19 protein-coding genes and 1 pseudogene are annotated in these 20140 nt (G+C 37.4%); 16 read left to right on the plus strand and 4 right to left on the minus strand.

Annotated elements, in window-relative coordinates:
* The first annotated feature begins 172 nt into the window (after positions 1-172).
* A complete protein-coding gene (locus MKY49_RS11160; RefSeq protein ID WP_341386235.1) occupies positions 173-715 on the plus strand; it encodes a GNAT family N-acetyltransferase in 543 nt (180 codons plus the stop codon).
* Complete coding sequence (locus MKY49_RS11165) at positions 688-1299, plus strand: DUF4304 domain-containing protein (protein WP_274797228.1); 612 nt, start codon at positions 688-690, stop codon at positions 1297-1299. Before MKY49_RS11160 ends, MKY49_RS11165 begins: the two co-directional genes overlap by 28 nt.
* A 48-nt stretch (positions 1300-1347) precedes the next feature.
* On the opposite strand, the gene MKY49_RS11170 is transcribed toward MKY49_RS11165, so the two are convergent.
* A complete protein-coding gene (locus tag MKY49_RS11170) occupies positions 1348-1971 on the minus strand; it encodes a YczE/YyaS/YitT family protein (protein WP_322610839.1) in 624 nt (207 codons plus the stop codon).
* A 123-nt stretch (positions 1972-2094) separates the two neighbouring features.
* On the opposite strand from MKY49_RS11170, the gene MKY49_RS11175 reads away from it, so the two are divergent.
* A complete protein-coding gene (locus MKY49_RS11175; protein ID WP_312507608.1) occupies positions 2095-2613 on the plus strand; it encodes a GNAT family N-acetyltransferase in 519 nt (172 codons plus the stop codon).
* 48 nt (positions 2614-2661) lie between these two features.
* On the opposite strand, the gene MKY49_RS11180 is transcribed toward MKY49_RS11175, so the two are convergent.
* Positions 2662-3279, minus strand: a complete 618-nt coding sequence (locus tag MKY49_RS11180; protein ID WP_341386236.1) for an FMN-binding negative transcriptional regulator — start codon at positions 3277-3279, stop codon at positions 2662-2664.
* A 169-nt stretch (positions 3280-3448) separates the two neighbouring features.
* Between MKY49_RS11180 and pdxR the strand changes: the two genes are divergently transcribed.
* From pdxR to MKY49_RS11245, 13 genes and pseudogenes are all read left to right on the plus strand, one after another.
* Entirely contained in the window at positions 3449-4855 is a 1407-nt protein-coding gene (gene pdxR / locus MKY49_RS11185) for a MocR-like pyridoxine biosynthesis transcription factor PdxR (protein WP_341386237.1), read from the plus strand.
* A gap of 83 nt (positions 4856-4938) precedes the next feature.
* A pseudogene (locus MKY49_RS11190) lies at positions 4939-5370 on the plus strand (DUF2935 domain-containing protein).
* A gap of 113 nt (positions 5371-5483) precedes the next feature.
* Positions 5484-5987 carry a GNAT family N-acetyltransferase gene (locus MKY49_RS11195; protein ID WP_341386239.1) on the plus strand — a complete coding sequence of 168 codons (504 nt, stop codon included), beginning with the start codon at positions 5484-5486 and terminating at the stop codon, positions 5985-5987.
* Between the two features lie 157 nt (positions 5988-6144).
* Positions 6145-8199 carry a helix-turn-helix domain-containing protein gene (locus tag MKY49_RS11200; protein WP_341386240.1) on the plus strand — a complete coding sequence of 685 codons (2055 nt, stop codon included), beginning with the start codon at positions 6145-6147 and terminating at the stop codon, positions 8197-8199.
* A 318-nt stretch (positions 8200-8517) separates the two neighbouring features.
* On the plus strand, positions 8518-10686 hold the full coding sequence (locus MKY49_RS11205) for an acetate--CoA ligase family protein (protein WP_341386241.1): 2169 nt from the start codon (positions 8518-8520) through the stop codon (positions 10684-10686).
* Between the two features lie 4 nt (positions 10687-10690).
* The gene (locus tag MKY49_RS11210) at positions 10691-11146 is read left to right on the plus strand and encodes a MaoC family dehydratase N-terminal domain-containing protein (protein ID WP_341386242.1); all 456 of its coding nucleotides are present in this window, start codon (positions 10691-10693) and stop codon (positions 11144-11146) included.
* 69 nt (positions 11147-11215) lie between these two features.
* Entirely contained in the window at positions 11216-11632 is a 417-nt protein-coding gene (locus MKY49_RS11215) for a MaoC/PaaZ C-terminal domain-containing protein (protein ID WP_341386243.1), read from the plus strand.
* A 19-nt stretch (positions 11633-11651) separates the two neighbouring features.
* Positions 11652-12815: a thiolase C-terminal domain-containing protein gene (locus MKY49_RS11220; protein ID WP_341386244.1), complete on the plus strand. Its 1164-nt coding sequence runs from the start codon at positions 11652-11654 to the stop codon at positions 12813-12815.
* Between the two features lie 11 nt (positions 12816-12826).
* Positions 12827-13243: a Zn-ribbon domain-containing OB-fold protein gene (locus tag MKY49_RS11225; RefSeq protein ID WP_341386245.1), complete on the plus strand. Its 417-nt coding sequence runs from the start codon at positions 12827-12829 to the stop codon at positions 13241-13243.
* A gap of 29 nt (positions 13244-13272) precedes the next feature.
* Positions 13273-14469: an acyl-CoA dehydrogenase family protein gene (locus tag MKY49_RS11230; protein WP_312507619.1), complete on the plus strand. Its 1197-nt coding sequence runs from the start codon at positions 13273-13275 to the stop codon at positions 14467-14469.
* Positions 14470-14487: 18 nt separating this feature from the next.
* On the plus strand, positions 14488-15624 hold the full coding sequence (locus tag MKY49_RS11235) for an acyl-CoA dehydrogenase family protein (RefSeq protein WP_312507620.1): 1137 nt from the start codon (positions 14488-14490) through the stop codon (positions 15622-15624).
* A gap of 80 nt (positions 15625-15704) precedes the next feature.
* The gene (locus MKY49_RS11240) at positions 15705-17183 is read left to right on the plus strand and encodes an aldehyde dehydrogenase family protein (protein WP_341386246.1); all 1479 of its coding nucleotides are present in this window, start codon (positions 15705-15707) and stop codon (positions 17181-17183) included.
* A gap of 54 nt (positions 17184-17237) precedes the next feature.
* Positions 17238-18518, plus strand: a complete 1281-nt coding sequence (locus MKY49_RS11245) for an MFS transporter (protein WP_341386247.1) — start codon at positions 17238-17240, stop codon at positions 18516-18518.
* A 67-nt stretch (positions 18519-18585) separates the two neighbouring features.
* Here MKY49_RS11245 and MKY49_RS11250 read toward each other — a convergent pair whose 3' ends face one another.
* Both MKY49_RS11250 and MKY49_RS11255 read right to left on the minus strand, forming a co-directional pair.
* Positions 18586-19443, minus strand: coding sequence for a manganese catalase family protein (locus MKY49_RS11250; RefSeq protein WP_274797237.1), 858 nt, complete (start codon positions 19441-19443; stop codon positions 18586-18588).
* Positions 19444-19472: 29 nt separating this feature from the next.
* The gene (locus MKY49_RS11255) at positions 19473-19982 is read right to left on the minus strand and encodes a DUF3231 family protein (protein WP_274797238.1); all 510 of its coding nucleotides are present in this window, start codon (positions 19980-19982) and stop codon (positions 19473-19475) included.
* Between the last annotated feature and the right edge of the window lie 158 nt (positions 19983-20140).

Here is a 20140-nt window from a genome sequence, read left to right on the forward strand (position 1 = left end):
TTTAACTCTGTAAAACTTCTGCAATAAACATGGGCAATTTTACTAAAAATATATGAAATATTTGTCTATATAGGGTTATTAGTGTTAATTTACATATAATAACCTAAACGAAAAAACGCACTGGTCGTAAATTTACCAGAAAAAAATGCAAAAGAATACTGGAGGGTTTTCGATGTTTTTAAAATCTGATAGTGTCACTCTTAGAAAAACAAATAAGCAAGATGTAGATTTTGTTTGTAGCCTAGAAGCAATGGAAGAAAATTCGAAATATATTATTCCGTGGTCAAAGGAAAAGCATGAAAAAGCATTGGCAAATACAGATGTTCTACATTTAATTGTGGAAGATCGAAAAAGAAGTCAACCTGTAGGCTATCTTATTATTGCTGGATTAGAAAATCCCGATTTAAGCATTGAGCTTGTAAGAATTACGATCAACGAAAAAGGAAAAGGGTATGGTAAGGAATCCTTTAACCTTATTAAAGATTGGGTATTTACGAAATTTCAAGCTCATCGTCTATGGCTAGATGTGAAAGTAAATAATGTGCGAGCTTTTAAGCTTTACCAAAAACAGGGCTTTGTAGTAGAGGGAACATTAAGAGATTGTCTCAAAACAGAACATGGCTTTGAATCTTTACATATTATGTCTATTTTAAAAAATGAATATGAAGAATTAACAAAGGAGGGAACATGTTGCAGCACATCTTTAATGAGTTGATAAAACAGGACATAAAGCCGTTCTTAGCCACATTCGGCTTCAACAAGAAAGGTCTGAATTTCTATAAGAAAACGGACAACCTCATCTACCTAATCAATTTCCAAAAATCTGCTGGGAATACAGCTAATCAGGTTCTATTTTATGTGAATTGCGGGATTTACGCAGCTGAGTTGGCACAAATTCAATCGAAAGAAATTCTGACATCACCGAAAGAAGTAGAATGTCACTTCAGGGCAAGGATGAGAGAAATAGCTGACACTGCTCCAGATCGATTTTCTATCACAGCTACTACTAATATAGATAACGTAAGAAAAATGCTACTTCCTTGTTTAGAAGATGTCCTTCATTTCTTTGAAACGATGACCAGTGCCAGATCCATTGTTGATTATTATACGTCAGGCCCATTTTTACATTTAGGTGAAGAGAGCTTTCATTTGCTATTACAGGCCAATGATGTAACTGCAGCGAAACATTACTTTAATGCATTACGTAAAAAGCATGGAGCTGAACAGAGGTGGTCCATTTTCGAACAACAATACCATGCTATATTCAATCAATATGGAGTGAAACTTGAAATAATTTAAGATAAAACCAGCACTCATCTCAATTGAGTAGCTGGTTTTTGTTATTGTCTAACGATTAAGCTCTTCCTTTTGGCTTATGTTCATTTTGTTATCTAATATTCTCCCGATTATCGGCATAAAGAAATGCAGGATAAAGCCTCCTAAACAAACTGTTAATAACGTACCGACTCCAATTGGCCCTTTAAAAATCATGGCAAGTACTAAAAATAAGACATAAATAATTGTTCTTGAGAAAAATATCGATTTTTTCGTCATTTCTTTTATTAATATAGTTAGTCGATCTACAGGAATAGGTGCAAAATTTGTATGTAAATAGGTTGCGGTTCCTAACCCAGTCACTATCAATCCTATGCCAAAACAAATGGCTTGGCTATACCAAAAGTCTGGTGTTACGAAATCGCGTAATAGAAATAACCACATATCTATCCCTATACCAGTAATAAATGCTGTAATCAAGCCTACTATTTCGGGCTTTTGTTTGGCTATTAGGGCATTACTACCGATTAATAGGATGGCCAGAATGATTTCCCAGCTACCTACTGTCAAGCCCACATTTCTAGACAAGCCTACTAAAAGAGCATCAAAAGGAGAGGTGCCGAGATTGGATTGTATAGTGAAAGAAATACCAAGCGTTAAAATTAAAAGGCCTACTACATAAAAAGCATATCTCAAATTGCAGCCCCCTTTCCATTATTTTTGTTGCAAATACAACAAAATTGCGTTACATTGACTATATACTCTTTTTATTGCATTTGCAATATAAAATCTAGAAAGAGCTTAGTAGGAGGGCAAGAAATGACAATTAAAATAAAAAAGTGTAACCGTGAAGATTTAAAAAAGCTACAAGAAGTTAGTATTGAAACATTCCATGATACATTTAAAGAGCAAAATTCACCTGAAAATATGAAAGCATATCTTGAAAAAGCCTTTAATGAAAAACAGCTGGCACAAGAATTAGAAAATGCTGCTTCACAATTCTATTTTATTTTGGACAATGAAGAAATTGCTGGCTATTTAAAGGTAAATATTGATGAAGCCCAATCTGAAGAAATGGGGGATGAGTCACTTGAAATTGAAAGAATCTACATTCGCGACAAATTTCAAGGAAAAGGGTTTGGCAAACATTTGTTCAACAAAGCATTGGAAGTAGCTATGGCGCAAGACAAAAAAAGTATTTGGCTAGGTGTTTGGGAGAAGAATGATCATGCCATTGGTTTTTATCAAAAAATAGGCTTTGTCCAAACTGGAGCCCATTCATTCTATATGGGTGATGAAGAACAAATTGATCTTATCATGACCAAAACACTTGCCTAAATGTTTAATGGCAGAAACGTTGATATCACAACATTTCTGCCATCTTTTTTATTCAGTTCTATTTTTCTTCATAGCCTCTGCCACAGCAGCCGCATGTGGATCTTCTTCTTTATAGAGCTCGTTAATAATATTAGCATAGTCAGAAGCATTACGATTTTGACTTAATTTATAGGCAGCTTGCACCTCTTCTACCTTGATTTTAAATCCTTTAATTCCTTTGATTTCTTGCTGTAAAAGCTCTGGAGATAGTTTATCCCATAATACAGGATTTTCACGGAAACTTTCATATTTTTCAAGTAGACTCGTTAAGTCTTGTTCTAACTCCTTGCCATCTATTAGACTGGCTTTCCCGTAAATATGGACAGCTTGATAATTCCATGTTGGTACGTTTTCTTTCTCATACCAAGAGGATGATATGTAAGCATGAGGTCCATTAAATATGACAAGAATATCATTTACTTCCTCAAAGGTCTTCCATATAGGATTTCCATAGGCTAAGTGACCTGTTAGATAATAATCGTCCTCGATTTTATTCAGTAGTACCGGGATATGAACTGCTATTGGCTTACCTTTTATGGTTGAAACAAGTGTTGCAAAGGAATTCTCTCGAATAAATTCTGTGATTTCTTCTAAATCAGTTATTTTGTAATACTTAGGAATATACATGTCAATCTCTCCTTAGTTCTTCAAATTCATTGCGAGTATTTCGAATAAACAAACTATTACAGGTAGGCGTCTTTACATTTTCTCCTCAACAATGTAGATTTTATTATAAACAATCACTGGTACCCCTTAAAAGTGCCAACAATGCTATTTCCAAAGGAGCCAAGGAACGATGCTCGAAATAACGCCAAACTTGAATAATCAGGAACCACTTTATCTTCAATTGTACAATTATTTAAAAGCTGAAATTCAACATGGAAACATTGTTGCAAATACAAAATTGCCATCACAGCGCAGTTTAGCTAAGCATTTACATATTAGTCGAAATACAGTGGACGCAGCTTACCAACAGCTCCTTGCAGAGGGTTATGTTTGGAGTAAAGAACGGGAGGGGCTATATGTTGCTGCACTTGAAAAGGGCTATTTTCAAATGGGCCCTAGTCTTTTTGAATCACCTCCATTAGTGTCTCAGCCAGAACAAGAACTAATGACCATAAAGTATGATTTTAATTATGGGGATATCAATTTAAAAGACTTTCCCTATAAAATTTGGCGAAAGTTTACTATGCAAAGTCTTAATGAAGATAATGCCCATCTTTTTTTATATGGAGATCCACAAGGAGAGCTCGAATTAAGGAAACATATAGCAAGCTATCTTTACGAAGCTAGAGGAGTTCAATGCTCAGCAGACCAAATTGTTATTGGTGCAGGACTACAACATCTTATGGGAATCGTATGTAACTTAATTGGACGGAACGAGCTTTTTGCCATGGAGGATCCAGGTTATTACCGGGTGCGTTATCTTTTGAAGGATCATGGTATAAAGATGAAGCCCATACCTCTTGATGATCAAGGGATTCAGATTGACCATTTAAGAAACAGTAATATTAAAGCTGTTTATGTCACGCCATCTCATCAATTCCCAATTGGTACGGTTATGCCAATCACAAGAAGACTAGAGTTATTAGAATGGGCTAAGTCAGAAGATGCGTATATCATCGAGGATGATTATGATGGGGAGTTTCGATATTCGGGTAAACCAATACCAGCTCTACAAGGTTTAGATTCAAATGAACAGGTTATTTATATGGGCACCTTCTCAAAGTCATTAATTCCGTCCATTAAGCTAAGCTACATGGTTCTACCGAGAAAATTAATCGATCTTTTTAAACGGAACAGCTATTATGTTCAAACTGTATCAAGACACCATCAGCATACTTTACAATTATTTATAGAAAGTGGCCATTGGGAAAGGCACCTCAACAAATCAAGGAATGGCTATAAGCGAAGATATGAGGTATTAATAAAGGCCATTCATCAAATATTTGGAGACAAAGTAAAATTGTATGGGGCTAGCAGTGGCTTACATATTCTACTTGAACCAAATAATAAGATGTCGGAAGAGGAACTGATTGAAACTGCGAGGTTAAAAGAAGTAAAGGTTTATCCTACCTCTATTTTTTATGCGAGCCCTTCTGAGATAAAGTCTGCAAAGGTGCTGCTTGGATTTGCCAATCTAGAGGAAGCAGCAATTGAACGGGGGATTGAGCTGTTAGAAGCTGCTTGGTTTAGGAAATGAAGATTCATATTCGAACATTCTAACGTTCTATTTTTACAGCTCTTGTATATACATATAAGAGATGATTGGAATGGGGGAGAAGCATGCAGTTTTATTATGGCAATCAAATGCCGTTACGTGTTCTTGATGAAGCTGAATTTTGGAAACATCAAGAAGAGTAACATACGGTAGTGATTAGGGAGCTTGTCAAAGATTTGGAGCAGCAATACGTCGAGAGATTGAAGGAATGGGAAAAAGCCTTTGCTCAGACACATCAGCAAGTTGTTAGATATATAGAAACTGTCAATCGCTCACAAGGACAAGTTTCCCAAGCACTTTTTCAAGATATTTTGCAGCTTACTTCTTTTTGTCTCCAACAGAGTGAACAATTTATTCAATTTTGTCGTACGCTTATGCAAGACAGTAAACCGATCAGCACCAATCCAACAGCCAAAGTTGTATTAAATCATATTATTGTAGAATCTGAATATTTTATCGGCATCGCACAAACCATTTTATATCAACAATCACTTTAAACATCCATTTCCTTCGATCAAGGTCTTTATCAGATCTTGATCTTTTGTTATGATCATACTAATTTTTAAAAAAGTGATAGTATTCCAAAGTAATAGAAAGTGGGGGAGAAAAAATGGAGCTAAAAAATATAAAAGATACAAAACAACTTAATGAAGAACTAGACGGGCTATCCGAGCTTTTGAAAACGGTCGTTGACGAAGGTGCATCACTAGGATTTTTACCTCCTCTAGCGCAAGAACAAGCACTAACATATTGGCAAACAGTCTTAGCACCAGACGTCATTTTTTTTATTGCCAAAATCAATCAAACAGTGGCAGGCAGTATTCAATTGCATTTAATGACAAAGCCGAATGGACGTCATCGAGCTGAAATTTGCAAATTAATGACGCACCCAGACTTTAGACGTCACGGCATTGGGCGCGCTCTGATGCAAATAGCAGAAGAAAGAGCAAAGCAAGAAAACAGGTCTTTAATAGTATTAGATACAAGGGAAGGCGATCCTTCTAATCAATTGTACAAATCCTTAGACTATCAGGAAGTTGGTAAAATACCCGCCTATACTATTTCTTCAAAGGGTGAATTAGAGACAACGGTTATTTATTATAAATTGATTTAGTTTTTACACCGTTTGTATCTGTCAAACGGTGTTTTTATCTATTGATATGAAAACACCATCAATTAAATATAGAATATTCTGTTAATTGGTGCTAGAATTACACTTATCATTATATAGTACACATCATTATATTTTTATTTTTTGCTAGGAGGTATTCATGGTTAAGAATAATGATTACGAGAATGTTGCCTTTGACCAATTGGAAATGTTACGAAACGATTTTAGTAGTAACCGCATGACTAATCATTTTGTCGATAAAATTGATAATTATTATGTTCTTTGTATTTATGAACAAGTAACTTCTTCTCATAATAAAAAACCGAACATACCTCTTTCAGGTACATTACCCTTGCATCATCATGTTACTTCCAGCTCCTTCGTCATATGGGATCGTACTTATAAAGAGAGTGAAGATTTATTCATGAATTTAAGAATTTCCTCTAGAAATCGTGTGATAACTTGGATTGCTACAAAAATAATTATGTATTTATTTCAACAATATGAGGAACAGGTAAAAGCAACTAATAAACGAAAATCGAAACATGTCAACGCGCTTCATTTTGAGAAATATGTGCTCCGAATGGAACAAATCATTAAAGCGAATACGTTTCTTGGTGAAGATACTGCATGGGACGAGTTTTGCTCCTGGTTTCAAATGTATTTAACAGATTGGGTATTAGAGGAAATCGAATGTTCGATTGGCTTTGAAGGGATGAATCAATTAAGTACCCATGAATTAAATGATTTATTTTATCAACAAATAACAAAGAATCTTTCTTCAAACGACCGATTTATTTCAAAATATACGGACATTGTGAATAACTATACGACCGAATGGTTCAATAAAATTTTAGCTTCCATGAAGTTAGTCCATTTATCCTTAGAAGAGATAGAATCATTGCTCCGAATATCAGAACCATTGAATCAGAAAATACTTCCTCACAATCAAAATCTTATTTTAGCATTAGGGGTAGAGCATTATTTGCATGTAATGAATAACGCTCCTTATCAGTATGTTAGAGAAGCCCTTTATAAAAAAAGTTTCCAAAGCATGTACGAAACACTTTGGCCTACAACATCCTTATACAAAGGAAATGTAGAAGGAACTATTCAATTGATTCCTTTTCAAGCTAAAGAAAGGACCATCGCTTCACAAGCAATGATAGAAAAAGCGCAAGAACAAGCACAAAGCTTAACAGATTTAGACGTCGATATGTTCGATGCTTTATGTAGTATTTTTCTCTCAAAAGCACGGTATACGGAAGATATAATCGAAGTTCCTTTTCATGATTTATTAAAAATACGAGGCCTAAAGCCGAAGCTAGGAGGCGAAGGGAGAAGAGGCGGTTATGAGCAAACTCAAAAGGACAAAGTTTTGCAATCGCTTACAAAGATTCAAAGTCTATGGTTAGAATTGAACAAAGCCACTGTATATGAAAAGGGTAAAGCTGTCCAAACACAGCTTCAGGGTAGAACTTTTCTTTTCGTTGATCATCATCGCAAAGAATATGATATAGCTTATATTAATCAACAAAAAACATTTACTTTTACAGTCGATAAAGTTTTTTCAAAGTATCTTTATGGGTCAGGCAGGCAAATTGCTCTTTTGCCAATCCAAACCCTATATTACAACCCATATAGTCAAAAGTGGGAGAAACGATTAGCGAGATATTTTAGTTGGAGATGGAGAACTCAAGCAAGAAAGGGAAACTTCTTGCAGCCTAATAAGATTCGAACATTATTAGACGCTATCGGAGAAAAAGTAAATGAACGTACACCATCTCGGACGAGAGACCGTTTAGAGAACGCATTGGATCAGTTGCTTGAGGATGGCGTGCTATCTGCATGGCATTATCATAAATGGGAGGAAAAGATCGTTAATCATAAAGGCTGGGTTCATATTTGGTTGGATTCTACCATTATAGTTGAACCACCTGACATCATAAAAGAACAGTATCGTTCTATTGAAAACACGAAAAATACGGCACAAAAATCAATTGATTTCCAAGACAACACATCTTCTAATGCAAAGGGAGCAGCATTGGGGCTTCAACTTAGAGCAATACGTAAGCAATGGAATTTATCCCTGCTACAAGTTTCGGAGGAAATTGAGATTTCAACTTCCTATATAAGTCATATTGAACGAGGGATTAAAACACCATCGATCAAAATTCAACGTAAAATAAAGAATTGGATCCAAAGGTTTACTTAACACTATAAAACCACCTAATATATCGTAAAAAACGGTATATTAGGTGGTTTTTTGTTTTTTATCTTCTATATCCCTGGCTATGATCCTTCCCATATGTCGTGGCTATCGAGTGTAATTGTCGTGGTTAGGATGTACAAAAAATAAATTGTGAACGTTTTAGCTCTTGCTATGCTTGTGTTTCTCCCTATTTTTCTTTTTTTTACTTCCTAATAATTAAATCATTTTACATGTACTTTTTTTCCTCGATTTTCAACTTCGTCAGATACAATGTTCACCATCATCAATTGTTTTTCTATTATTCGAAACCGAGGTGAAATAATGACGAAAGAATTGAAAGCTTATGAATCACTAGAACCTTTGTTTAACCCAAAGTCTATTGCAGTACTTGGTGCCTCTACCAATCCACATAAGATTGGATACATTCAATTGAAAGCACTATTAGATGGAGGGTTTGTTGGCGTCATTTATCCGATTAATCCTAAAGCTAGTGAGATAGAGGGAATTACCTGCTATCCTTCGATCACAGCTATCCCTGGTGAAGTAGATTTAGCTATCTTTTGTGTAGGGGCTGATCAAATTCAGGAGAGTCTTAAAGAATGTGCAAGCAAAAATGTCAAAGCAGCGATTATTTTTGCTTCTGGGTTCTCTGAAATTGGCGAAGAAGGTGTTAAATTACAGCAGGAGTTAGCAAACATAGCATTAGCAAATGGTATTCGAATCATTGGTCCTAACTGTGTGGGATTAGTCAATACAACGAATGGCATGATTGGCACATTTTCACCTGCTATCCTGGCAGTGCCCCTACATGAAGAAAAAGCAGTTGGATATGTTTCACAGAGTGGCGCATTTGGCGTTTTAACGTATATGGCCGCTGCCCAAAAAGGATTAAGCTTTAATTACTTTGTGAGTGTCGGTAATGAAATGGAAACTGAATTTGCCGATGTTGTGGAATATATGATTCATGATCCAAAAACGAAAATCATTACTGGTTATCTTGAAGGTGCAAAAGATAGTAAAAAACTTCGACATTTAGCACATGAAGCGTTAGATCGGCAAAAGCCCATCGTCTTGATGAAAACAGGGAGAAGTACTGCTGGAAGTAGAGCAGCCGCTTCACATACAGGCTCACTTGCTGGATCAGATCTCATCTATGAAGCGTTTTTCAGGCAAAGTGGTATCGTTAGAGTCGATGATTATGAAGATATTATTACCTTCTCAAAATTATTTTTATCCAATAAATTGCCAAAGGGGAAAAATACCGTATTAATTACAAGCTCTGGTGGCCGAGGAATTAATGAGGCTGATCGCTGTGAGGGGTTTGGATTATCGATTATTCCTCTATGTGAAAAGACGAAGAAAGAAATTAAAAAGCATATTCCTTCATTTGGTAGTGCTCTTAATCCAATTGACTTAACAGCAGCAGCATCAGTAACCAATCCTGAATTATTTATTGCTCCTCTTCGAGCACTTGTGGCCGATCCTGATGTTCATAATATTATCTTAACGGAATTTCCATTAGGCTGGGATGCTGATCATCCTTATCTTCAAGAATTTATAGATATCTGTAAGAATTCGGATAAATTTGTCTTTATAACAACATTCCCTTTAGAAGGCATGTCTGTCCCAAAAGGAAAAGACGAGCTTGAGAAAAATGGTATTCCGGTTATTCCTGGTGATTTAAATCCAATTAAAGGCTTAGCAAAGCTAGTGGAATATAGTGAGAGATTAAGAAAACATCAACAAACAATTCATCAAGAAGACAAATCTCCTAAGAAAACTATAGCCATAGCACGTGAATCATACTCGATATTAAGTGAATCACAAGCAGCAGACATACTAGATCTTTATGATATTCCAACAACGAAACGAGGCATTGCCACTACTGTAGAGGAAGCTGTTCATTTAGCAAATTCTATTGGTTATCCAGTCGTTTTAAAGATTGATTCAGCTGATATTCCTCATAAAACAGAGGCAGATGCAATTCGGCTTAATGTTCAAAATGCAAGCGAAGTAATGAAAGCGTTTACTGAAATTTATGAAAATGCTTTGAAGTTTAAAAAAGATGCACAAATCAACGGCATATCAGTTCAAGAGATGCTGCCTGAAGGTACTGAGGTCATTATTGGAGCTACTAAGGATCCAAATTTCGGACCAGTTATCATGTTTGGGTTAGGCGGTATATTTGTTGAAGTATTTAAAGATATTTCTTTTAGAGTGGCGCCGCTAACGAGAGCCGATGCTGAAGAAATGATTGAAGAAGTGAAAGGGAAGGCCCTTTTAAAGGGGGCGCGTGGGAAAGTACATGCAGATATCGAAGCCATTATTAGCGTGATATTGAAAGTATCGAAGCTAGTTACTGAAAATGAAACGATGATTGAAGAATTAGATATTAATCCGTTAATCGTTTATGAGGATGGCATCAAAGCAGCTGACGCAATGATTGTAGTGAGTAAAAATCTGAAAGAAAAGTTAGTAGTAAGGGGGTGAGTACATGGAGCTAGATCAAAGCTTAGTTGGTTTAACTGGACCACAGTTCGTTTTTGAGGTGGAAAAAAGACATATTCGTCAATTTGCAGAGGCAATTGGAGATCCGAATCCACTTTATGTCGATGAGGCTTACGCAAAAACAACGATTTATGGGGGGATTATTGCACCGCCAAGCTTTCCAGTAGCAATAGGAGCTGATAGTGGTCAAGGAATTGAGCTGCCCTTGGATTATAGTCGTATGCTACATGGTGAGCAAGAGTTTATTTATCGTCGACCTATTCGCCCTGGAGATCGCTTGCATTGTCAAATGAAGGTGACAGATGTTTATGAAAGGGAAGGTAAAAATGGTCCCATGCAGTTTTTAGTAATGGATACAGAAATGAAAGATGATGAGGGCGAGCTAGTTGTTATTAGTCGTACAAATATTATTTATAGCACATTAGCAAGTAATAAAGCATAAATATTTGGTTGAACTAAGATTGTGATAACTTCGTTCAACCGCCAATACATGACAAAGGGAGGAAGAATCTTGCTTCAATTTAAAAATTTACGAGAAGGACAAAGACTTGCACCATTAGTAAAGCCACCAGTAACAAAGGTACAGCTTGTCAAATATGCAGGGGCCTCAGGTGATTTCAATCCTTTACATACGGATGATGCTTTCGCTCAAAGTATTGGGATGCCTGGTGTAATAGCCCATGGGATGCTTGTTATGGGTTTTCTTGGACAATACGTAATGGAACTAGCTGGTACATCTGCAACTCCGACTAATTTTAAAATGCGCTTCGGTTCAATGACAAGACCTGGTGATGAAATATCCTGTTCAGCTATCGTAAAAAAAGTCTATGAAGAGAAAGCAAGACAATTTGTTAATTTAGAACTATATGCCGAGAAAGCTCCAGGAAAAGTTGTGGGGGTTGGAACAGCGACTTTACAAATGATGTAACAAAAAGGGGGATGGCCATATGACTACTATTAAAGATCGCTATGCCATTGTGGGCGTAGGAGAAAGTGAACGTTCTAAAAGTTCAGGAACCACACCTTTACATTTAGCATTAGATGCTGCCCGTGCTGCTTTAAGGGATGCGGGATTAGAAGCAAAAGAAATTGATGGCTTCATGAGCTACTCTGAAAATGATTCTTGCACAGCTCATCAAGTAGCAACCTATCTAGGTGTAAGACCAAAATATGTAAAAGACATTATGGGAGGCGGAAGCAGTACAGAAATGTTAATTGCCGATGCAATTGGGTTAATTGAGACAGGTCAAGTCAGTACAGTTCTTATTTACCGTTCGATGAATGGCCGCTCTGGTGTTCGTATGGGGGGTGGTGGCTGGGATGTCAATATGCTTCAAGCAGCAATGGACGGCGGAAGTTTTTTTATTCCCTATGGAGCTGGTGGTCCTGGTCAATGGTTCGGCTTATTTGCAACACGTCACATGCACCAAACAGGAATTACTCAAGAACATTTAGGCCATGTGTGTGTCAGCTTTTACGAGCATGCTCAGCGTAATCCAAAAGCATTTTTTTACGGTAAACCATTAACGATGGAAGAGTATTTAAAGACACCACCTTTAAGCTATCCATTCAATCGACATGATTTTTGCTTAGAATCAGACGAAGCCAATGCGATTATTGTTACATCTGCTGAAAAAGCGAAGGATTGCAAATCAAAGCCTGTCTATATTATGGGCATCGAAGCAAGACAAGCCGTATCACACGCACATTATTGGACGAATTTAGATGAAGTGGCATCAGATTACGTTGCACCTTCCCTTTATAAAAAAGCAGGAGTAACAGCACAGGATATCCAGGTCGCATCGATTTACGACTGCTTTAGTTGGGTAGTATTGCGTCAATTAGAGGCTTACGGCTTTGCCAAACGTGGAGAAGTCGGTGATTTTGTTGCAAACGGCCATCTAAAAATGGGTGGTAAGCTACCTACAAATACAGCTGGTGGGATGCTATCAGAAGGATATACACATGGCATGAACAATGTCCTTGAAATTGTCCGTCAAGTTCGTCATGACTATAAAGGAACTGGTCGACAAGTAGAAAATTGTGAAATAGGTATTTGTACTGGGTGGGCTGGTCCTGACATCGCAGGTGCAATGATTTTAAGAAACTAGGAGGGAAACTCATGACTTATCAAAAACCAATACCCGTGAAAACACAGGATAATGAACCCTATTGGGATGCGGCTGATCGGCATGAACTCATGCTCCAAAAATGTGAAATATGTCATGCGTATAATCATCCACCTGGCCCAGCCTGCGCAAAATGCGGTTCAACTGAACTAAGCTGGGAAAATCAAGGTACTACAATTATGGGAACGATCTATTCTTATGTTGTATCGTATCGTCCGTTCTTACCAGGGTTTCAGGATGAGCTACCAACGATTATCGTCGTTATTAAGTTAGACCATTTACAAGAAGTAAAGATAATTGGTAATTTGCTAGAGTGTTCACCTGAGGATATTAAGATTGGTATGCCAGTCAAAATGATTTGGCAGGCTATTACGGAAGATCGCGCACTTCCACAATGGATACTGGCATAGTATTGCTTTTAATTGAAAGGAATGATGAGATGGATTTTTCATTTACGGAAAAGGAAGAACAATTTCGCCAAGAGTTAAGAGCATGGCTAGAAACGAACTTACCAGCTGGATGGTTACAGGGGAAGGTCCAGCTAGATAAAGAATCGAAGGAGTATGAGCTATTTTTACGAGACTGGCAAAGGAAATTATATGAAGGTGGTTGGGCAGCAATTGCATGGCCGCAACAATACGGAGGCCGCAACGCCACGCTAATGGAGGAAATTGTCTATCAACAAGAAATGGTACGCATAAAAGCTCCAGCATTGATTAATTATGTGGGTCTTCATATGGTAGCTCCAACATTAATGCAAATTGGTACTGAAGAGCAAAAGGAAAAATATATCCAAAAGATTATTACCGGTGAAGAAGTCTGGTGCCAAGGCTATTCTGAGCCAAATGCAGGTTCAGATGTAGCAGCTATCCAAACGACAGCGGTGAAAAATGGAGATCGTTGGATTATTAATGGTCAGAAAGTTTGGACAAGTTTTGGTCATGTAGCTGATCGTTGCTTTTTGATTACAAGAACGAGCCGATTAGAGAAAAAACATAAAGGAATTACGGTATTCCTACTCGACATGCATCAGCCAGGAGTAGAAACTAGACCAATTGTTTCGATGGATGGTCAAAAAGATTTTAATGAAGTGTATTTAAATGATGCTATTGCTTATGATACGGAAATTATCGGAGAAGTAGATGAAGGTTGGAAAGTTATCATTGCACTTCTTATGCATGAAAGAACGGGCATTGGTGGCCAAGTATTTACGTTAGAGCAACAGTTCAATGATCTCGTTACTTTAGCGAAGGAATTGATTGATGATAATGAACCGATTATCAAAAATCCATTTGTTCGTAAAACAATGGTGGATTTATATACCCGTTCACGTGGATCACTATTAAACTATTATCGAAATTTAACGAAGCAATTGAAAAATGGCCACCCTGGCGCAGAAAGTTCGATGGATAAGCTCCTAGTTAGTGAATTAACAAAAGAGCTTTTTGCTCAGGCTATCTCAATGCAAGGTCATCGTGGTGTGTTGTGGAAAGAAGACGCCATGATGGATCGATCCTATTGGCAAGACAATTATTTGTATTCTTTTGGACAGACCATTGGAGGGGGCACAAGTGAGATCCAAAAGAATACTATTGCAGAAAGAATACTTGGATTACCAAAGGATATGGGTCGATAACTAGGAGGGGTGTTTAAAATGGATTTTTCTTTAAATCAAGAACAAGAAATGTTTCGAAGCTATGTACGTAAATATTTAGATGATATGGGACAAACAAAAATAGCCCGTGAAATTATAGAAGGTAATATAAGCTCATTGAAAACACTACATTCTGGTTTGGCAGAGCTTGGCTGTATGGGTGTCAATGTGTCAGAAGAATATGGTGGGATGGGGCTAGGTCAGCTAGATTTAGTACCCATATTAGAAGAAACAGGTCGTGCTTTACTCCCCGGTTTATATTTAGAAACAAATGCTTTAGCAGTCCCTTTGCTAGAGAAGTATGGAACAGACGAACAGAAAGCTAATTATTTACCGGCTATTGCAAATGGTGAACATACATTTACAGTTGCATGGTTAGAGCCAGATGGGAACTATAAACCAGCTCACGTTAGACTCAATGCTACATTACAAGGCGACGTTCTAACTTTAAATGGCGTAAAAACATTAGTGCCCGAAGCCGAGCTAGCAGATAGTATACTTACCCTAGTTCGTACCTCAGACGGAGAAAATAATCAAGGGATTTCATTAGTCATCATTGATAAGGACAAAGTGACTCTGCAATTAAAACAACAAAAAAACTTTGATCAAACACGTTTACTTACAAAAGTGATATTTGATGAAGTACAAGTATCGAGGCATCAAATTCTTGGCCCAATTGATCATGGATGGGACGTTCTACTGGAGGGTCTATTATCATTTAACGCAGCACTTTGCGCGACGATTGTGGGAAGTATGGACAAGATTGTAGAGACTGCAGTTGAATATGCTAATATTCGCGAGCAGTTTAATCAACCAATTGGTAGGTTTCAAGCAATTAAGCATCGATTAGTAGACATGAAAATGGATTTGGAAACAGCTCGTTCATTAGCTTACTATGCGAACTGGGCGATAACAAGCAAGCCAGACGATCAAGTAGAAGCCATTTTGAGTGCTAGATTATTTGCAACCGATGCCTTTATCAAAGTAGCATCCGATAGTATTCAAATTCATGGTGGTATTGGCTTTACAGAGGAACTTGATTGTCATCTGTATGTGAAAAGAGCTCGTTTTTATGAAAATTATTTAGGGAGCACCCAGCAATATTATGAGCAAACAGCAATTGCATTAGGATGGTAGTGTAGTAGAATGTCTTTCAATTTCTGTGTGGCTATGTAAGAAGGCAAGCAACCTCATATTACGAAAGGGTGGGAAAGTCAGTGAAAACAATTAGTGATTTGAAAGACTATAAAAATGTTATTAATGGTCAGTTAATGCCGTCTTCTTTAGGTAAAAAAATAGAGAGCTATAATCCTGCTACTGGTAAGGCTTGGGCGACAATTCCATGTAGTACAGTCGAAGATGTTGAAGCAACAGTGACTGCAGCTCAAAACGCACTTCCAAAATGGGCCACTCTTTCTGCTAGTGAACGAGCTAGTTATTTACGACGTATTGGGGATTTGATATCACAATTTGGAGACGAATTAGCTGAATTAGAAACAAAAGATAATGGTTGGGTTATTCGTGAAACAAAGTATGGTCTGATTCCAACATTAACAAATATTTGGTATGATGCAGCTGCAGTAGCCACAAATGTTGGCAGTAAAGGGGAAACCGTTCAACTAGGACCCAACACCGTAGGGTTTACAATCCGAGAACCATATGGGGTAGTGGTAGGAATAATTCCTTGGAATTCAGCATTATGGACATTCACCGTTAAAGCAGCATATGCACTTGCAGGTGGCAATACGGTCATCATTAAACCATCAGAGTTTGCCACTGTTGCGCCTCTTCGCTATGGGGAAATTATACAAAGTGTCTTACCACCAGGCGTAATAAATGTTATCTCAGGTACAGGAGCTGAAGTGGGCGATGCACTTGTTCGTCATCCACATGTTAACAAAGTGAGCTTAACTGGTTCTGGAAACACAGCCAAAGCAATTGCTCAATCAACCGCACAAAGCCCTAAATCCATGGTACTTGAGCTTGGCGGTAAATCACCCAATATTGTTTTTGAAGATGCGGATTTAGCTAAAGCAGCAAGTGGAGTAACGCTAAATGGGATTTTTACTGGCAATGCAGGACAGCTTTGTGTAGGTGGCTCAAGAATTCTAATTCAACGATCCATCCTTTCTAACATGATTTCCCTTATGAAAAAAGAAATTTCTCAACATATTCATTTAGGTAACACATTCGATATGCAAACGTCTATGGGACCTGTAGCCAATGAAATGCAATTTAAAAAAGTAAGCTCGTATATCGAGTTAGGGAAACAAGAAGGAAGCGAAATTATTATTGGTGGTCAATATGGTGGAGCAAACTTGTTACCCGAACAAGAAGAATTAGCAGATGGTTACTGGATCGAACCGACTTTAATATTGGTAGACAATAATCATTTGCAAATATGCCAAGAAGAAATTTTTGGTCCAGTTGCTGTAATAATTCCATTTGATACGGAAGAGGATGCACTTGCCATAGCAAATGATACTGCATATGGATTAGGTGCTGGCGTTTGGACCTCCGATTTAAACCGAGCACATCGTATGATTCACGCAATTGAATCAGGAAACGTCTGGGTAAATACGTATCGCATTGTAGGAACTGAATTACCATTTGGTGGACGAAAAGGGAGTGGCTTTGGCGCAGATACGGTCCTCGATTATACACGTGAAAAAACATGTTATATTCAAATTGGCTAACAAGTAGCAGAAAAACATGATGTCCGATAAAGTAAAAATGAAATGGGGAATAATATGCCTCAAGCAAATAAAGGGATATTTTATGGATGGTACATTGTTATAACAAGCTTCTTGATTATGTTTTCTGCATTTTCCATTGTCAATTCTCTACACAGTTTATTTCTTGTACCTGTAACAGAGGAATTAGGCATGACTAGAACTACCTTTTCATTTGTACTTTCAGTTGGTGGTTTAGGTGTCGCGATTGCCTCCCCCTTTATGGGAAAGCTACTTGCAAAAAGAAATATGAAGCTCATTATGGCGGCTTGTGTCATTCTTGCAGGTTGCGGTTTTATGCTATACTCGCTCGCACAATCAGCAGTATATTTTGCTATCGTTGCATTTTTTATCGGGATAAGCGTTGCAGGTTTTTCTAATATTCCTATTTCTATTATGCTTACGAATTGGTTTTATGAAAAAAAAGGACTGGCAATGGGATTGGCATTTGCGGGTTCAGGCGTCGGAACGGCTGCACTTAGTCCCATTTTAACAACGTTGATTGCCAATTATGGCTGGAGAACAACGTATGTGATTGCCGGTGTGCTTATTATCGCAATATCGCTACCTCTCATTTTATTCTTTACAAAGAAAAGCCCTGCTGAAAAAGGTATGATTGCACTTGGTAAAGATCAAGTAGAAATTAAGCAGGAAAGTAAAGATCAATCCGGTGTAACATTGGCAGATGCCAAGAAATCGGGCGTATTTTGGTTATTTATTTTCGGTGTTGTTTGCTTTGCACTTGTTGCAGGTGGAGTACAAATGCATATTCCAGCTTATTTAATGGATATTGGACACCCCGCGCTATTTGCAGGTACCATTTTCGGACTATTATCATTATCAAATACTGTTGGAAAGTTGATACTAGGCGCGATTTTCGATAAGTTTAGAACAACAGGCGGAATCTTGTTTGTCGGAAGTTGTATGACAATTGCAATGGTATCTTTACTGATGGCAGAAGCCAAAATCTTGGCGTTCGTGTTCGCCATTGCCTACGGTTTCAGTATTGTGATCGCTACAATTGGCCCACCATTCATGACAGATGATCTGTTTGGACAAAAAGATTTTGGTGCTATTTTTGGGTTTATTCAAATATTCTTCGTTGCTACAAGTTCATTTGGTGTGATTGTCTCTGGATTTATTTATGATGTTACACAAAGCTACAAAGTGGCATGGATTATTTTCCTAGGTTTATTTATCGTAAGTATGTTTAGTATTTTCATCGCCAATAGGAGGATGAAGAAAAAGAGAGCATATATTGAAGAGATACCAATGAATAACAGTTTTGAAGGTCTATAAAATTTTTAGCAAGAATTCATTATTTCATTTCTTTTACAAAAAAAAATCCCAGTATTAAACTGGGAAATTAATGATTCATATCCTTCAGACCAGGGCTGTGTTCATTTGGCATCTCTGGCATGAGTGGTACAGGGAACCCTTCAGGCGGGGGAGTTACATTAAGTTCTCCGCCATTTCTACTTGGCGTTTGTCCTTGGAAGATTTCACCGATACGTGTTGGATCTAATCTGAAGTTAAATTGGGCATTATGATAGCCCATTTCGACGAATTTCCTACATTCGGGATATTTGTTGATATCATAATTCGGCACTGGGAACAGTTTTCCCCAATCAACTCCTAACGTTTCTAATGCTTTGGCAAATGCGTTTTGATGGGCATTATCTCGAACGATTAGAAATGCAAGGGTTTCCCTAAATGTTTGATTTGAACTCATCTCATAAATACGTGTTTTTTGGAGTACACCTGTAGACTCAAGCACTAAATTATCTAATAAATCCGCAATCAAATTTCCATGTGCATACACCCAAGAACCATTCCAAGGATTACCTGCAGCATCTACAGGTAAAGAGGATTGCGCCCCCACAATATAATGATGAGGATTAGCATGTCTAACAGCTTCATCCAAAGGGGCTTGGTCGGCGCCGTTACTACCAGGAGCAGAAGATTCACCTGAATCGTTTAGCAATTGGTTTATTGTATTTTGTACGAGCTCGACGTGGGCAATTTCTTCTAGGAAAACGCCACGAAGTAAATCACGATATTGTGTTTCTTTCCCTCTAAAATTAGAGCTTTGGAAAAAGTATTGCATCATGGTTCTCATTTCACCATAATGACCACCTAGTATTTCTTGCATAACACGTGCTGCTTGTGGATCCGGTTTGTCAGGCTTAATAATGTTAATTAATTCTTCTTTATAGTAATACATTTGCATTCCTCGATTCGGGGAAATTGACTTTACTTTTCAGGATAATTGACATGTAATGGCGGTGGTACAAGCCATCCTTTATTTTTGTTTAAACGTAAAAGCTTTGCACCAAGTTGAGCTTTAGCCATGTGGAATTGTCCATACATTAATGCGACATCCTCACGAGTAGACGTACCCATTGCTTGACTACATGCCACTAATCCAGCAGCAACATCAGCAGTAAGAGCTGCACTAATTTCAGGATCGTTAAACTTTGCACCTGGAGGAATATCTTCCAATCTTGCGACAGGTCTTTCAGGTGAAGCTGGTGGTAGAGCTATTCCATTCGTTTTTAGAATTTTTTCTAATTGTTTTACTTCTTCTCTACACGTTTCGATCAAATCTTCAATTATTTTTTTAAGATCTTCATCACCAGCATGATTATAGAACGTTTGATAGCCAGAAATCATACCATAATCTGCAATTAAACTTGACCAAACACTAAATACTTCACCATAATGCAATGGTTCATCTTTTGGATTTCCACCAAGAATACCCATATTCTACACTTCCTTTTCTGGTTTTCACCTTTTTTTTCAAACAAAGATAGTATGGATGAATAAAGAATAAACATTCCTTTTAATCAAAAGAATTTAAAGACCTAGCATGATTTTTTGCACTTACGTATAAAAGAAGCCACAGAGAATAAATCTCTGCA

The sequence above is a fragment of the Lysinibacillus sp. FSL M8-0134 genome (genome assembly GCF_038069745.1).
GTDB lineage: Bacteria > Bacillota > Bacilli > Bacillales_A > Planococcaceae > Lysinibacillus > Lysinibacillus irui.

What these genes read in the sequence shown, in the direction of transcription:
- MKY49_RS11160 (WP_341386235.1), top strand. Translation starts at nt 173, where the DNA reads ATGTTTTTAAAATCTGATAGTGTCACTCTTAGAAAAACAAATAAGCAA.
- MKY49_RS11165 (WP_274797228.1), top strand. Translation starts at nt 688, where the DNA reads ATGTTGCAGCACATCTTTAATGAGTTGATAAAACAGGACATAAAGCCG.
- MKY49_RS11175 (WP_312507608.1), top strand. Translation starts at nt 2,095, where the DNA reads ATGACAATTAAAATAAAAAAGTGTAACCGTGAAGATTTAAAAAAGCTA.
- MKY49_RS11180 (WP_341386236.1), bottom strand. Translation starts at nt 3,279, where the DNA reads ATGTATATTCCTAAGTATTACAAAATAACTGATTTAGAAGAAATCACA.
- pdxR (WP_341386237.1), top strand. Translation starts at nt 3,449, where the DNA reads ATGCTCGAAATAACGCCAAACTTGAATAATCAGGAACCACTTTATCTT.
- MKY49_RS11195 (WP_341386239.1), top strand. Translation starts at nt 5,484, where the DNA reads ATGGAGCTAAAAAATATAAAAGATACAAAACAACTTAATGAAGAACTA.
- MKY49_RS11200 (WP_341386240.1), top strand. Translation starts at nt 6,145, where the DNA reads ATGGTTAAGAATAATGATTACGAGAATGTTGCCTTTGACCAATTGGAA.
- MKY49_RS11205 (WP_341386241.1), top strand. Translation starts at nt 8,518, where the DNA reads ATGACGAAAGAATTGAAAGCTTATGAATCACTAGAACCTTTGTTTAAC.
- MKY49_RS11210 (WP_341386242.1), top strand. Translation starts at nt 10,691, where the DNA reads ATGGAGCTAGATCAAAGCTTAGTTGGTTTAACTGGACCACAGTTCGTT.
- MKY49_RS11220 (WP_341386244.1), top strand. Translation starts at nt 11,652, where the DNA reads ATGACTACTATTAAAGATCGCTATGCCATTGTGGGCGTAGGAGAAAGT.
- MKY49_RS11225 (WP_341386245.1), top strand. Translation starts at nt 12,827, where the DNA reads ATGACTTATCAAAAACCAATACCCGTGAAAACACAGGATAATGAACCC.
- MKY49_RS11230 (WP_312507619.1), top strand. Translation starts at nt 13,273, where the DNA reads ATGGATTTTTCATTTACGGAAAAGGAAGAACAATTTCGCCAAGAGTTA.
- MKY49_RS11235 (WP_312507620.1), top strand. Translation starts at nt 14,488, where the DNA reads ATGGATTTTTCTTTAAATCAAGAACAAGAAATGTTTCGAAGCTATGTA.
- MKY49_RS11245 (WP_341386247.1), top strand. Translation starts at nt 17,238, where the DNA reads ATGCCTCAAGCAAATAAAGGGATATTTTATGGATGGTACATTGTTATA.
- MKY49_RS11250 (WP_274797237.1), bottom strand. Translation starts at nt 19,443, where the DNA reads ATGTATTACTATAAAGAAGAATTAATTAACATTATTAAGCCTGACAAA.
- MKY49_RS11255 (WP_274797238.1), bottom strand. Translation starts at nt 19,982, where the DNA reads ATGGGTATTCTTGGTGGAAATCCAAAAGATGAACCATTGCATTATGGT.